Genomic DNA, 14,088 nt, shown 5'->3' on the forward strand with positions numbered 1-14,088 from the left:
TCTTTTTAAGTGTAAACATGAAAAGGACAGTCAGCTACATTAATCTCCCATAATACATATCACTGAATATACCATCCGTTTCAACCAACTCATCATATCTGCCGGACTGAACGATTTTTCCGTGATTTACAACAATGATATTATCACAGTTTTTAAGTGTAGTAAGCCTATGGGCAATAGATATGATTGTCATCTGATTTTCTTCTTTTAGCTTTTCTATTTCATTTTGGATCTGTTTTTCTGATGTATTGTCCAATGCGGACGTCGCTTCATCCAAAACCAGTATTTTAGGTTGTCTTAAAAAGATACGGGCAATCGCAATCCTTTGTTTTTGTCCCCCAGATAAATTATTCCCGTGTTCTGCAATCATTGTATAAAGCTTGTCCGGCAAAGAATTTATAAAATCATAAAGATTTGCTTTTTTAATCGCCTCATTGATTTCCGCTAAGGTTGGTTCATCTTCCAGTCCATAACAAATATTTTCATATAATGTACCTGCAATCAAAAAAGGATTTTGAGGAACCAGTGCTATAATATCTGCAATTTCTTTTCTTGATAAACCATCGATGTCCTTTCCGTCAATATATATCTTTCCCTTTGCTTTTTCCAGTTTGCAAATTGTCTTGATCAGCGATGATTTCCCACCGCCACTAGGGCCTGCAATCCCTAAAAAACAACCTTTATCAATGGAAAGATTTATATCGGTAAGCACTGTTTCTTCATCATAAGAAAAGTTTAGATGAACTATGTCAATCATATGTAAGGGAAAAATGCTTTCATTAATTCCGTTCTTTTCGGGGATCGAATAAGAAAAATCATTTGGTATTTCAGTCATTTTAAAAAAATCTTCTGCCAAAATTAAACTTTCCGATAACTCATCTAATATCCTGTGTAGTTCTTCCAGCGGTTTAATCAGTTGTGAAAAACACAGATAAGAAGTTAAAATCGAACCAACGCTTATTATTTGCCGGGTCGCCAAATAAGAAGAAGCGCCAATCATCAGCACGGTAAAAAATATTTCGTTAAAAAATTTGAAGCTATCATATTTCGCCATTTGATAATGATGTTTCATTTCTTTATTTCTTAAAAATTCAGATTTCTCATCAAAGCGTTTTTCTTCAATCGTATTACTGTCACTCATTCTTATTACTTCAATACCATTCAACAGTTCAACGATAGAGCCGTCCATAGATGCTTTCGTTTCCAATAATTCAATACGAATACCTTTTTGTGTACTGATTTGTCTAAAAACGATTGCGATTCCAATCGGGATTACAAGCAAAGTAGGCAACGCCAGATAGGCAGGCAGGGTAATAAAAATGACAATGATTGCTCCAATACTATTAAAAATCGCCGGAGCAAAATCCATGAAAATAAGCTTCTCTAATTTGATGGTACCCTCCAGACAACGGTTTAATCTTCCATGAATATTACCAGTCATATTGTTTTTGAAATATTTAAGACTTGCCTTTAATAATGATGAAATGACAATACCACGCGCCTTTTTCTCCGTTTGAGTTGCGGTATCCTCAACCATGATCCTGCGTAATATGATGATAAGTTGATTTATAATATTAACGACTAAGATCAGCAGTAAAATAGGTACAATTTTATCAAAACTAATCTGTTCTTGCGAAAAAATATCGTCTGTAAGCCAGCCGATTGCTTTAGGAGTAATTTGTGCAAGACCTGCAGAAAAAATCATGATAATCAATATAAAAATAAAGTTTAACTTTTGCCTGAAATCCAGCAAATTATATAATTTTTTTACCGTTTGTTTCATAGTAGAATACCTTGATAATTAGTTTGAATATCCTTCTTTTTTGGTATAGGAGACTTTCCGTCTGGCTTTATGCATATTATATCATGCTACTTTCATATCGTCATTTCTTTTTTACCTGTTCTTCCTGGAGGCCTCGTATGGCCGCCGCTTACGGCTTGGAACCGCGGGCGGTATACGGGGACGCTCCGGGCAGCCGGTTCTTTTGTATCTCCCTTGGAGCGCATAGGGCGGCTGTGAATACGCTTTGTGAAATCGGAAAGCCGGATTCAGGATGCACGGCGGACTTCACGTCCGACGGGCAAGAGCCTCTGAACCGGGAACACGTCAGGTGTTCCTGGTGAATAGGCTCGGTTCCTGAATCCGGCTTTTCGATTTCACTTAGCGGATTCCAGCGCTAACGGTCCGCATCCTTTGGCGGCACGTCCTATTTAATTAATTCATTGTCCTTTAACAGCGGCTGCAGTACATCTGTCGGTATCTCGAAGTAGCACATTCCCATATAGCCGGGAGCGACGTCATACTCGTCAAAGACGATCACAAGCTTATTCTGGTCATTGATATAGAAATTCTGGTCCGCTTTGATCTCAGTAAACTGGGCGTCGTCCGGCGCGTCCGGGTCATCCAGGAAATAGATCTTGCCGTCATCGGGGTTCTTCATCTGTTCACGCATCTGCTCTTTAATATTTTCACTGATAACCTTAACATAATCTGCCCCATCCTTAAACAGCCCCGGGAAGGTTACCTGTTCACCCGTCGTTTTATCCAGTGTATAATAGCGCTCGGTCTGGGCTCCGCTGGCCATGGTTTCCACTGCCCACAGCTTAATAATATACAGTCTGTCATCGTCCCTTATTACCTCGGAGTCGATATCCAATCCTTTGTGGATCTCTCCGTCGGACTCAATATCCGATTTATACTCTTCGATCAGCTTATTCGTATAGGCTTCGATGTCCATATTGATCTTCTTCGTGCTTTCTTCCAGTTTGTCTTTCGCCGGATTCTCGGTCTCCTCCGGATTTACCACAACATTGGGCACCTTTACATTTGCCTCATGATTCTCGCTTTGTTCCTGATAGGTTCGGAAAGTAACCGCCCTGACGATGCTGCCCAGCACGGGAACCTCCGACATGGCCATGGCCACATTCTGATTGGTATTTACCAGGATGGTCAGTACCAGCATCGCGGCTACTGCGGTCATCCCTGCGCCCTTTACAAAATGGATTACCTTTGAACGCCCTTTTTCTTTTTCTGCTCTGTTGATGGATTCTTCTATTTTATTTTTCAATTCTAATGGCACCTCGCATTTCTCATAATCATTTTTCATCTCGTTTAACCGTTCCTGTCCCTCTAAATTGATATCTTCGAATTTCATGTCTATCCCTCCTTTTCTATCCTGCAAGCTCAATCTTTAATTTTTTCAGCGCCCGGTAAAGCCTCGTTTTCACCGTGTTCACATTTTCATTGATAATCCGGGCGATGTCTTCCAACTTCCGGTCCTCAAAGTAACGCAGGATAATAATCGTTCTGTCCTTCTCATCCAGTTTTTCCAGGCTGTCCCAAACATCAAAATCCATATAGCGGTCCTCGTGCGCAGAATCCACGTCCTCGATCCCAACGGTTTCTTTCCGGTTCTTGCGGATAAAATCAAGCGCCGTGTTGATTACCACCCGATATACCCAGGTCGCTGCGTATTCCGCCTGCTTGACGGAGGAGCTGTTCTTTATTGCCCGGTAGGCGCTCTCCTGAACGATGTCCATGGCATCCTCCTGATTTCTCACGTAACTGTAGGCTAAGCGATAGTAACTCTCGTAATTATTAAGCAGAAGAGCCTTAATCTCTTCATCCATCGATTTCTTTCGCAACCTTCACACCCCTTTCCTGTCGTTCTATTTTTAAATTTGCTCTCTTTATTTTGTTTACATCTTTTAGACGTACCGGTTTTACAAAAAGTTTCAAGATTTTTATTTTTTCTAAAACATTTTCTTTTTATTTTTCAAAAGCTGCTTCTGTCTGATTAAAACCTCTCTCTACATCATACTCTTTGCCGTCCAAACTGAAAAGGCCGCAAAAAACCGGGGCCGGCGATTTCTATCGCCGGTCCCGGTTCTGACTTTTTCTGTCAATTTTATGCTGCTTATTCTTTTCTGACTAACAATCGGAACAGCCCTTCCGCCTCCCCCTCTTTTCAAAGGGCAGAAAAAACTGAGGCATTCCTGTGGAATACGGAGCCACCTCATACTGTTGAAAAAATACCACAAGTCCGTCCGGCGTCACATAGAAATCCCTGGCATTCCAATTTTCATCCGTTAACTTTTCGTAGTCATCAAAATAAGTACCCGGCATTTTCTTCAGCCGTTCCCTGATCTGAGCGTTTACCACCTTTAAAATACAACTCCGGAAATCAGCGCCCGGCGGATAAAACGCGGAAACGGGAATCCGGCTTCCATTCTGAAAATCCCAGGTATCGCCCCGGCGGATCGTCGTTCCGTGCGCCCCGCCGGTAAACATATACTGGTCCGTAAACAGACTGGTTATACACCTCTGATTAAAGGTTACCGCATACTCCACAAGCACCTCATAGGTAATCGCAGGAAAATGATTCTTCTCGTCAAACTCCAGTTCACTGACCGCGTCCTGGAACAATTTATTCCTGCAGTATTCCTCCAGGGTACGGGCCTGCTGCTCATAATACCGGTTGATTTTCTCCGCCGCTTGTTGATTACAATCCGTAGTAAACTCCGGATAATGTATCGTGTAACTCAAAATCGGCGTATGATCCTGCTTCATAGTATCCTCTAATACATGATCGAAAATTCTCTGCATACTTACCTTCCATATATATCACATTACTCCATCATATGCCGCCATCCGCTCATGTATTCATACAGGCCCTGAATTTCAAAAGCCGAATCCCTGTCCTAAAGCCGCTCCGGTATCGCCGTCATCCCATCAGGAAATCCAGTATATCCCAGCCCTCCGAGTTATTAGCCTTATATAGTTCCGTATATCCGCAATTCGTACAACTGATCGTGACAAATTTTTTATTCTGAACATCAAAAATCTTGGCAAAATTCCCACCGGTAGCCTGAAACTGGTCACTCTCATAATGCCGGCACCCGCATTTTGGGCATACATATTGCACTTTCTCCATATCACTGTCCTCCTGACTGAACCTCCATGGTAACAAACGATTTCACGTAACACCATCATTTTACCAAAGAATCCTTCAAAAAGAAACCCCATGTCTACCGGACTAACCGATAGTAAACTTTAGCCGTCCTCATATATACCAGCGAATAGACCAGCGCAAACACTACGACGGTGACGCAGGTGCAGATAAATTCCAGCCGGATATCCGTCAGATTAAACATAACCAGGAGTCTGCTGATCATCGGAAATGCGAACATGACATGGATGACGGCCACAATAAGGGGCAGGAAAAACACCATGGATACCTGCTTGCGGATACTGGATCTCACTTCATCGTGGCTCATGCCGACCTTCTGCATAATCAGGAAGCGTTCATGATCCTCGTAGCCTTCGGAAACCTGCTTGTAGTAGATAATCAAAACCGCAGCCATAACAAAGAGGATACCCAGGAAAATACCGATAAACAAAATCCCGCCAAAGGATATATACCAGCCGCTCAAGGAAGTATACATAGAATCCACATAGCCGGAAGATATCTCATTATGAACCCGGTCAACAAAAGCATAAGAAAAATCAACACAATCATCCTTCTTTCCATCGATATCACAGTTCCATTCCAAGGTCCAGCCGTTAACTTCCGGTTGCAAACCGGCTGCCCGGCAAATCCGTTCCCCGGCCTCCTTATCCTTCACGATCAGAATATTCTCATCAAAAATTGCATAGGGATCTTTTTTGCCCAGAATGGAAGTTTCCAATTTTTCCTGTATCCGGAATTCCTCTTCACCGATCTGCAGCACATTCCCCTTGACAGAATCCTTGATACTGAATACCAGCACTTCATCATCCATAAGAGACACCTGTTTTTGCTCAATCCGGTTGTAATCTTCTAACGGGATGATGGTAAATGAACTCTGCTGGACCGAATCCATCGTAACATAGTTACCATACATGCCCTCATTTGCATTCACATATTTTCCATCTTCCTTGTAGGTATAAATATCCTGGTAAGAAAAATAGAATTCATCCGCAACGCTGACCTTAGAATCCGCCGTCATTTCCTCCAGAATACGGTCGATTCCCGCTATCTGTTCTACGCTCTCCAGCTTGTTAACCTGAAGATCATGAGGGAACCGGTACCGGATAGTTTTCTCCTGGCTGACGTACAAGGAGACGGACCCGGCGATCATAACCAGGACCATTGTACTTAAGATACAGATATTCGCCAAGCCCACCGCGTTTTGTTTCATCCGGTACACCATGCCGGATACAGCAATAAAATTTTTCGGCTTATAGAAGAATTTCTTATTATTTTTCAGTACCCTCAATAAGGCGATACTGCCCGCTGTGAACAACGCATAGGTCCCCACAATGACCAGAATCACGGCCAGGAAGAATTTGGCGAAAGCCTCCATCGGATTCTGGGTGACAATGGCAATATAATAACCGCTTCCCAGGCAGATCACGCTGACCAGGGCCAGCCACCAGGATACCTTCGGAATCTTTTCCCCCTTATTTCCTCCTCGCAGCAGTTCAATGGGATTTACCATGCGGACATGGAAAATATTGGTCACCAGATTCAGCCCAAAGATACACAGGAATAAGGTCATGGAAGATAACAGCGCCTTAGGCGCTAATCCAAAGGATAGAGAAACCTTTAAATTAACCAGCTTAAGCAGGACCAGGAACACCAGTTTTCCCAGGACAAAGCCGCTGATGATCCCCAGGATCATGCAGAACAGATACGTCATAATCGTTTCCCAGGCCAGGATACGGGCCACGTGTTTCTTCTCAAGCCCCAGGATACAGTAGAGGCCCAGCTCTTTTTTCCGCTGTTTGATCAAAAAGCTGTTCGTATAGTACAGGAAAATGACGGCGAAAATACCGATGATGTAAGACCCGGTTCCCAGAATCACAGCCATATCCTTGCCGCCGCCCATATGATTCAGCCCGTCGTTATAAGCCAGCACCTGAAAGATAAAGAACATACAAATCGTCAGGATGCAGGTCAGCAGGTAAGGAAAATATGTCTGCCGGTTCTTTTTCAGGTTGGTCAGGGCCATCCGGATATAGAAAAACCTACTCATCAGAAGCACCTCCTGTAGCCAGCACCGTCAGCGTACTGGAAATCTTGGAGTACAGCTCGTCATTACTCATGGAGCCCCGGTAGATCTGATTAAAGACGATACCGTCCTTGATGAACATAATACGGCCGGCATGGCTGGCAGCCTGTGTGCTGTGGGTTACCATGAGAATCGTCTGCCCTGCCTGATTAAGCTCCGAAAATATATTTAAAAGACGCATGGATGCCTTGGAATCCAGCGCTCCGGTCGGTTCATCGGCCAGGATTAACTTCGGCGAGGTGATCAAAGCACGCGCCACGGCAGCCCTCTGTTTCTGGCCGCCCGACACCTCATAGGGATATTTTTGGAGGATATCTGTGATCCCCAGCTGCTTTGCGATCGGGTCCAGCCGTTTTTTCATCTCCTCGAAGGGTTTCCTGGCCAATACTAACGGAAGAAAGATATTGTCCTGAATCGAAAAAGTATCCAGCAGATTAAAATCCTGGAACACAAACCCAAGGTTTTTTCTTCGGAATGTGGAAATTTCTTTGTCCTTGATTTTCGACAGATCCATTCCGTCTAACACCACATGGCCGCTGGTGGCTTTATCCAAGGAAGCGACGATGTTTAAAAGCGTCGTCTTACCGGAACCGCTCTCCCCCATAATGGCCACATATTCTCCCTGGTCTACCGTAAAGGATACGTCGGAGAGGGCCTGTACCTGGTTGCCGCCGAATCTGGTCGTATATATTTTTTTCAGATTATGAACTTCCAACAATGACATCACATGTTTCCTCCTTGAATTCACTTTAGATGATAGACTAAGTATAAAAAAATTATAGCATTTATGCCATGGTTTCCACTTACATTTTTACCGTTTAATCTTACACTTTTGTAAGGTAAGAAGTCGAATTCTATGAAACAAAAAACAGGACAGACCTAAGGCCTGCCCCGCAAAACTTTTAAAATTATACAATGATACAAATATTCAAATGGTTGATTCTACTCAGCATCGGATATTGTGGCTTTGGATAATTTGTTTTGATTCTGATAAAACTTATGCTGTACGTACGTTAGCAGCTTTTAATTTTCTGCTGTCTTTCGGATCTACCTCTGTATCGTAAGTAACCTTCTGTCCGTCTTCCAGACTTTTGAAACCATCGGATACAATTGCGGAAAAGTGTACAAACACGTCGTCTCCACCATTATCGTCTGTGATAAATCCAAATCCTTTTTGTGAGTTAAACCATTTTACCGTACCGTTATTCATTGACAGTACCTCCATTTTTATATTTGTATCAATCTGTGTATAAAAAAACTGACCGGTATTTGTAAATCATTAAAAGAATGACTTACAAATACCGGCCAGCTTTCAGATTCAAATTGATTACTAAGCTACTATAACACAGCCGGTTTAAAATGTCAACATATTGTCACATTTTTTATCAATAAGTTTTTATTCGTAAATTCTTATTGAAGAGCGCTGCTGATTTTCTCTTTTGCCTGGTCCAAAGATATATGAAATACCACGGAATACTCCGCCGACAGCAGCTCCTCCACTTTGTGCAGATAACGGTCATCGTTCATATTCAATTTCTTCCCGCTCGAGATCTTGCGGTTCTGGGCATTGCTGATTCCCTTGTACATCCGAAAGCATCGGGCGCATTCACAGGATTTCAATATCTTGCCAAATTCTTTGTCTCTTATCTTGTCGTCTTCATTATAGAGATCAGGCATGGCCGGCAGCTCTGTCAGGTATTCTTCCGCCTCGTCCCTGGAGACGACCGTTCTCATATATGCCTTATTATCTTTTGTCTTCACATAGATGGTCCGGCCCATGTCGCAGACCGGCTGCATGGTATAATATTGGATATCCGTATGGAGAAATTCCGGTACGCCGATATCTTTTATCCTACATACGCCACCGTTTTCATAAACTATCACATCGTTGATTTGAAACATTTACATCCCTACTTTCCATTGCTTAAAAGAAAAAGGCTATTTCGACAACCTTCCGGTAATCGAAATAGCCAGCTGCTTTTTTATTATAGCACATTTTTCCGAGAAAAGCTAATCTTTCCTTCTACTTCAATTTTCCCTTCAACTTTCCTACTTCAATACTTCAATCTTCGTCGCCACCAGATTGCCTTCCATATCTTCCAGGTTGCCGCCTTTATACGTCACTTTGACTTTATCTCCGTCTTTTGCCGTAACGTCGCCTTCCAGCCCAAAGGTATAGGCAGCCGAGTCATCTTCCTTCGCCACCGTGATCAGCATTCCCTGCTTTACCTGACTCACGATACCTGTAAAAGTCTTCTCTTCCTGTGCAGCCGATCCGTCTGCCTGATCAGCGCCGTCTTGGCCGTTTACGGTTTCTCCCTGTTCAGGGGCTGCCGTCTCCGGTACCTGGGAAGCTTCCGGCGCTGCCGCCGGTGTCTCAGTCGGCTGCGGGTTCTCTGCGCCTTTATTGTCATCTTTAGAACCACATGCTGTGATTGCTCCTACCATTAACATCGTAATTCCTAAAACTGCGATTAATTTCTTCATAATATCGTCTCCTTTTGTTCCTGCTTTATTTTGTTTACACATATTAGACGATATTGATCAGAAAAAAGTTTCAGCTATCCTTTAAAATATTTCTAACCTATCCGATCTCAAATCCAGCATAACCCTGGTACCCTCTCCAACCTTTGATTCTATATGGATTTTGTGGCCCAGCTGGTCCGCCGCTTTTTTACACAGGTATAAGCCGATTCCTGTAGATTTTTTATCCATACGCCCATTATATCCGGTGAACCCGCGCTCAAAAATGCGGTGCACATCCTCTTCCCGGATTCCGATGCCGGTATCCTGTATCACCAAGGTCTTCTCCTGTCCGGGTTCCATATAGAAGCGGATTCCTCCCTGGTTCGTATATTTCAGGGCATTGGAAAGGAGCTGCTCCAGAATCAGGGACAGCCATTTTTCATCTGTGAGAACCTTGCCGGAAACTCCATCCATATCTATGGACAGCTTTTTATTGATAAAAATAACCGAATATTTTTTCACCGTCTGCCGGACCAGTTTTTTCAGGTCATATTCTTTGAATTCCAGATCATTTTCCATATGATCCAGACGGACGTATTGAAGCGCCAGTTCCACATACTGTTCGATCTTAAATACTTCCTGCTCCAGCTCCCCCCGCTCGCTTAAGTTTCCCTCTAACTGCAGCAAGAGCTTCAGGGCCGACAGTGGCGTCTTAATCTGGTGCGCCCACATCATATAGTATTCCCTGCTGTCCGTATAGGTCTGATCGCTCCGGGTGACCAATTCTTTATTGATCCGCATCATGCGTTCCAGAATATCCTGATAATCCTGCTCCAGAATATCCGCCGCTGCCGGCAGCTGCCTGAGCTCCGGGTGCGGCAGTTCAAAGAATTCCGCCAGGCTTTGATGTTTTTTCAGAAAATGGTAGTAATCCACCCCTGCCGCGATCAACAGAAACGCGGCGCTCAGCTGCAGACTGTACAGATAAATGTCCAATTGGATATCCGCCAGAAAGTAGACGACTCCAAAAATAATGAGAATCACCGCCATACAGGCGATACTCTTCACCCGCGCCCTGATATAAGCCCAGAATATCATTGTTCTTCTCCCACCATATATCCAATTCCTTTTTTCGTTGCGATAAAATCGTTCAGTCCGATCTCATCCAGTTTTCTGCGCAGCCGGTTGACATTCACCGTCAGCGTATTATCATCGATAAAGCAGTCGTCGTTCCAGAGCTTCTTCATCAGGTCTTCCCGGGATACCACCTTCCCCTTCTGGGACATCAGGACTTCCAGAATCCGGAAATCATTCTTCGTCAGCTCCGTTTTTTGTCCCTCAAAGGTCAGGCTGGCATCTCCAAGATTGAGAACCGCCCCCCGATGTTCCAGTATGCTCACCTGCCCCTGAAATGAATAGGTCCTGCGGAGCATGGCCTGAATCTTCGCAACGACCACGTCCAGATCAAAGGGCTTGGCGATGAAGTCATCCCCTCCCATATTGACCGCCATAATAATATTCATATTATCACTGGCGGAGGACAGGAAGATGACCGGAACTTTGGAAATGCTGCGTATCTGAGAACACCAGTGGTATCCGTTATAAAACGGCAGCACAATGTCCATCAAAACCAGCTGTGGATCAAACGCGGTAAATATCTCCATAACCTGGTCAAAATCATCCACAGCCTTCGCGTCATATCCCCATTTGCACAGATGCTCCGTCAGCGTATCCGCTATGGTTTTATCATCTTCCACAATCAGTATCCGGTACAAAGCTATCCCTCCTCTTAAGTCTTTTCACTGTTTTTCTCAGACAATCTTTCCTCCATTTGGATGTAGAATCTGCCCGGACATATATCTGGACTCATCCGAAGCTAAAAATACATAGGAAGCGGCGATCTCAAATGGCTGTGCAGCCCGCCCCATAGGCACCCCCGACGTGCCGCTTCCAAAGGTTTCCACCTCCGCGGCAGAATAAGAAGACGGAATCAGCGGCGTCCACACCGGGCCGGGAGATACCGCATTTACCCGGATTCCCTGCTTAACCAGGGACAGCGCCAAAGACCGGGTCAGTGAAACAACCGCCCCCTTTGTGGCACTGTAATCCAGAAGCCTTGGTTCCCCCGCAAACGCGGTCACGGATGCGGTATTGATGATTACCCCTCCGCTTTTCATATAAGGCAGCGCTGCCTGTATCATATAAAAATACGAAAAAACATTGGTCTGAAAGGTTAACTCCAGCTGCTGCTTACTGATATCCAGGATACTGTCTTTTAAAAACTGCACAGCGCTGTTATTTACCAGGATATCAATAGATCCGAAATGTTCCATAGCAGCCTCCGCCACGATCGCCGCCACCTCGGGCCGCCCCAAGTCTCCTGCGGATAACTCGCAGTGGCCGCCTATCTCCTCGATGATCCTTTTCGTCTTCTTCGCATCCTGGTGTTCATCCAGATATGCGATCAGCACCTGGGCTCCCTCCACCGCAAAGGCATAGGCAATCGCCCGACCGATACCGCTGTCCCCTCCGGTGATAACCGCCGTTCTTCCTTCCAGGCGCCTGCGTCCAACGTCTCCAAACGGTGCGGATATCGGCGGCGGACTCATCAGATACTCAAACCCAGGCTGGCTGTCCTGATGCTGCGGGGGAAACGTCTTGTGTACAACCTCACATACTTCTTTACTGCCCATATAATCATAGACCGGATACATATTCCTCATCCTCTACAACAACACTCTATAGATTATATGCGCCTGATTCTGTCAAATACCAACGATCAGCCTCATAATATTCCACATTCCGCTGAAAATTCCCTGTTGGACAAAATTTAACGGTATGGATAAAACGCCCACAAATAATAAGACAATCAGTATAATGGAGCCGTAACGCTCATACTTCATATATTTAAAATAAATTCTGGAAGGCAATACGGCCCCCAGAACCTTCGACCCGTCCAGAGGAGGAACCGGGATCAGGTTAAAAGTGCCCAGGCCGATATTGATAATCGCGATATACTGAAACAGATTAAAAAAATACTGCAGCACTTTTCCGCCGTATCCGCCGGTCACCCGATAAAGGATACCCATTCCCAGCACGCCGACAAACGCAGTCAGGAAATTCATAATCGGCCCCGCCAGCGCCGTGACCGCCATACCGGCCTTTGGATTCTTATAATACCTGGGATTTACCTGAACCGGCTTCGCCCAGCCAAAATGAAACACTAGCAGGCACAAAGTACCGATCAGATCCAGATGGTGAAACGGATTCAGCGACAGCCTTCCGTCGCTTTTCGGCGTCGGATCTCCCAGTTTATAGGAGACGTAGCCATGCGCAAACTCGTGAAGCGATACCGCCAGCAAGACCGCCGGCAGTGTATAGACCAATGCGAAAAGCAGTTCCGCAGGACTGCTGATTAATCCTCTCATAATTCCTTATATCCTCCTTGCTCCCTCTTATGCCGCATCATAAGCGGCCAAAAACTTGTCCGGCCGCGCGGGAGCGTTCCTTTTTTTAATCTATCCGGCTGAACTCTACCGTCCATTCCGGTCCAAAACCCATCTGGTACTTTTCACAAAAACTGCCCTGGCTGACCGCCAGCGCGATCCGCATCAATTCGTTCGTATAGATCAGCGTACTTCCCTTTTCCACATATCCGAAGCTCTTTTCAAACGGAACCGTCTCTTTTAGCACCTCGATTCCATCGCGGCAGACTGTCATACCGACCCGGTCTCCGTACTGAAATCCGGCCTGTTCAAATTCTCTGTAAGGGATGTTTGTCCAGAGATTGCCAAAATTCGGGTCATCGATCTCAAAGATCCCCCTCACTTTGCCCTGTTCTGCCTCCGGTTCCAGAATCGGATGCTCCACGATCTCCTCCACCGGGTACTCCGGCCCTACGCCCTCAAAATCAATCACTCCGCTGGCCAGCCTGGCCGCCGTATAGCCAAACAGATCCCGTCCGTGGAACACGCTGGTACCTTCCGTACCTTTCCCTCTCAAACGGTTCACCGTCTCATCGATCTCTCTTACCGCTTCGATCCCGATCCACTTCTTCACATGCGTCAAAGACCCGTTATCCGGACTCACGATATAATACCCGTCCACCGTCCGGGCCACGCAGGCCCTTCTTCCGGTCCCCACCCCGGGGTCCACCACAGATACATAGACCGTCCCCTTTGGCCAAAACTGCAGGCTCTGATACAGCCGGTAGCTGGCGCTCCACGTATCGAACTTGGGCAGCTCATGGGAACCATCCATAATCTCCAACTCCCGGTCCACACTTTTCACTACGCCATACATGGAGGAAACCGCTCCCTCCTTATAAGTAAAATCCGTCTGAAAAACCAGAATCGGTTTCATGATATCGTACTCCTCTCAGGTAAACCTATTTTTCCTAGCATACCCTATCTTCCGAAAAACTTCAATCCCCATTTCCTCCTGCCAATGGCTTTCGCTCTCCAAAACGCAGCCGGGGCCTGTACATTCAGATTGGGTTCTTCTTTGGGTTTGGGTATGCCCGCTGCTTAAGGGCCGGGATGCTCCGGACAGCCGGATTCCTTAGTGTCT

The 14,088-nt window shown here is 45.3% G+C and carries 15 protein-coding genes; all 15 read right to left on the bottom strand.

The window, feature by feature from the left end; genetic code table 11:
- Window positions 1–34 precede the first annotated feature (34 nt).
- The 15 genes from KTH89_RS22235 to KTH89_RS22305 all read right to left on the bottom strand — a co-directional run bounded on the left by KTH89_RS22235 (window position 35) and on the right by KTH89_RS22305 (window position 13,881).
- On the bottom strand, window positions 35–1,783 hold the full coding sequence (locus KTH89_RS22235) for an ABC transporter ATP-binding protein (protein ID WP_238723153.1): 1,749 nt from the start codon (window positions 1,781–1,783) through the stop codon (window positions 35–37).
- A 424-nt stretch (window positions 1,784–2,207) separates the two neighbouring features.
- Window positions 2,208–3,155, bottom strand: coding sequence for an RsiV family protein (locus KTH89_RS22240; RefSeq protein WP_238723154.1), 948 nt, complete (start codon window positions 3,153–3,155; stop codon window positions 2,208–2,210).
- A 16-nt stretch (window positions 3,156–3,171) separates the two neighbouring features.
- Window positions 3,172–3,645, bottom strand: coding sequence for a sigma-70 family RNA polymerase sigma factor (locus tag KTH89_RS22245; RefSeq protein ID WP_158343177.1), 474 nt, complete (start codon window positions 3,643–3,645; stop codon window positions 3,172–3,174).
- Window positions 3,646–3,931: 286 nt separating this feature from the next.
- Window positions 3,932–4,606, bottom strand: coding sequence for a DUF3298 and DUF4163 domain-containing protein (locus tag KTH89_RS22250; protein ID WP_238723155.1), 675 nt, complete (start codon window positions 4,604–4,606; stop codon window positions 3,932–3,934).
- 118 nt (window positions 4,607–4,724) lie between these two features.
- Window positions 4,725–4,934, bottom strand: a complete 210-nt coding sequence (locus KTH89_RS22255; RefSeq protein WP_238723156.1) for a zinc ribbon domain-containing protein — start codon at window positions 4,932–4,934, stop codon at window positions 4,725–4,727.
- Between the two features lie 94 nt (window positions 4,935–5,028).
- Complete coding sequence (locus KTH89_RS22260; RefSeq protein WP_238723157.1) at window positions 5,029–7,017, bottom strand: FtsX-like permease family protein; 1,989 nt, start codon at window positions 7,015–7,017, stop codon at window positions 5,029–5,031.
- Window positions 7,010–7,777 (bottom strand): ABC transporter ATP-binding protein, encoded by a 768-nt coding sequence (locus KTH89_RS22265; protein ID WP_238723158.1) that lies wholly within the window; start codon window positions 7,775–7,777, stop codon window positions 7,010–7,012. Before KTH89_RS22265 ends, KTH89_RS22260 begins: the two co-directional genes overlap by 8 nt.
- 273 nt (window positions 7,778–8,050) lie before the next feature.
- Window positions 8,051–8,263: a cold-shock protein gene (locus tag KTH89_RS22270; protein ID WP_158343188.1), complete on the bottom strand. Its 213-nt coding sequence runs from the start codon at window positions 8,261–8,263 to the stop codon at window positions 8,051–8,053.
- Between the two features lie 200 nt (window positions 8,264–8,463).
- Window positions 8,464–8,955, bottom strand: a complete 492-nt coding sequence (locus KTH89_RS22275; protein ID WP_158343191.1) for a CarD family transcriptional regulator — start codon at window positions 8,953–8,955, stop codon at window positions 8,464–8,466.
- Between the two features lie 147 nt (window positions 8,956–9,102).
- Window positions 9,103–9,540: a hypothetical protein gene (locus tag KTH89_RS22280; RefSeq protein ID WP_238723159.1), complete on the bottom strand. Its 438-nt coding sequence runs from the start codon at window positions 9,538–9,540 to the stop codon at window positions 9,103–9,105.
- Window positions 9,541–9,621: 81 nt separating this feature from the next.
- The gene (locus KTH89_RS22285; protein WP_238723160.1) at window positions 9,622–10,617 is read right to left on the bottom strand and encodes a sensor histidine kinase; all 996 of its coding nucleotides are present in this window, start codon (window positions 10,615–10,617) and stop codon (window positions 9,622–9,624) included.
- Window positions 10,614–11,294: a response regulator transcription factor gene (locus KTH89_RS22290; RefSeq protein WP_158343196.1), complete on the bottom strand. Its 681-nt coding sequence runs from the start codon at window positions 11,292–11,294 to the stop codon at window positions 10,614–10,616. Before KTH89_RS22290 ends, KTH89_RS22285 begins: the two co-directional genes overlap by 4 nt.
- A 36-nt stretch (window positions 11,295–11,330) precedes the next feature.
- A complete protein-coding gene (locus tag KTH89_RS22295; protein ID WP_158343279.1) occupies window positions 11,331–12,233 on the bottom strand; it encodes an SDR family oxidoreductase in 903 nt (300 codons plus the stop codon).
- A gap of 51 nt (window positions 12,234–12,284) precedes the next feature.
- Complete coding sequence (locus KTH89_RS22300; protein WP_158343198.1) at window positions 12,285–12,947, bottom strand: site-2 protease family protein; 663 nt, start codon at window positions 12,945–12,947, stop codon at window positions 12,285–12,287.
- 85 nt (window positions 12,948–13,032) lie between these two features.
- A complete protein-coding gene (locus tag KTH89_RS22305) occupies window positions 13,033–13,881 on the bottom strand; it encodes an SAM hydrolase/SAM-dependent halogenase family protein (protein ID WP_238723161.1) in 849 nt (282 codons plus the stop codon).
- Window positions 13,882–14,088 lie beyond the last annotated feature (207 nt).

It is taken from the genome of Diplocloster agilis, assembly GCF_019042275.1.
Lineage (GTDB): Bacteria > Bacillota > Clostridia > Lachnospirales > Lachnospiraceae > Diplocloster > Diplocloster agilis.

Excerpts from the sequence above, each read along its gene's own strand:
- KTH89_RS22235 (WP_238723153.1), bottom strand. The coding sequence starts at position 1,783 with ATGAAACAAACGGTAAAAAAATTATATAATTTGCTGGATTTCAGGCAA.
- KTH89_RS22240 (WP_238723154.1), bottom strand. The coding sequence starts at position 3,155 with ATGAAATTCGAAGATATCAATTTAGAGGGACAGGAACGGTTAAACGAG.
- KTH89_RS22250 (WP_238723155.1), bottom strand. The coding sequence starts at position 4,606 with ATGCAGAGAATTTTCGATCATGTATTAGAGGATACTATGAAGCAGGAT.
- KTH89_RS22255 (WP_238723156.1), bottom strand. The coding sequence starts at position 4,934 with ATGGAGAAAGTGCAATATGTATGCCCAAAATGCGGGTGCCGGCATTAT.
- KTH89_RS22260 (WP_238723157.1), bottom strand. The coding sequence starts at position 7,017 with ATGAGTAGGTTTTTCTATATCCGGATGGCCCTGACCAACCTGAAAAAG.
- KTH89_RS22265 (WP_238723158.1), bottom strand. The coding sequence starts at position 7,777 with ATGTCATTGTTGGAAGTTCATAATCTGAAAAAAATATATACGACCAGA.
- KTH89_RS22270 (WP_158343188.1), bottom strand. The coding sequence starts at position 8,263 with ATGAATAACGGTACGGTAAAATGGTTTAACTCACAAAAAGGATTTGGA.
- KTH89_RS22275 (WP_158343191.1), bottom strand. The coding sequence starts at position 8,955 with ATGTTTCAAATCAACGATGTGATAGTTTATGAAAACGGTGGCGTATGT.
- KTH89_RS22280 (WP_238723159.1), bottom strand. The coding sequence starts at position 9,540 with ATGAAGAAATTAATCGCAGTTTTAGGAATTACGATGTTAATGGTAGGA.
- KTH89_RS22285 (WP_238723160.1), bottom strand. The coding sequence starts at position 10,617 with ATGATATTCTGGGCTTATATCAGGGCGCGGGTGAAGAGTATCGCCTGT.
- KTH89_RS22295 (WP_158343279.1), bottom strand. The coding sequence starts at position 12,233 with ATGTATCCGGTCTATGATTATATGGGCAGTAAAGAAGTATGTGAGGTT.
- KTH89_RS22300 (WP_158343198.1), bottom strand. The coding sequence starts at position 12,947 with ATGAGAGGATTAATCAGCAGTCCTGCGGAACTGCTTTTCGCATTGGTC.
- KTH89_RS22305 (WP_238723161.1), bottom strand. The coding sequence starts at position 13,881 with ATGAAACCGATTCTGGTTTTTCAGACGGATTTTACTTATAAGGAGGGA.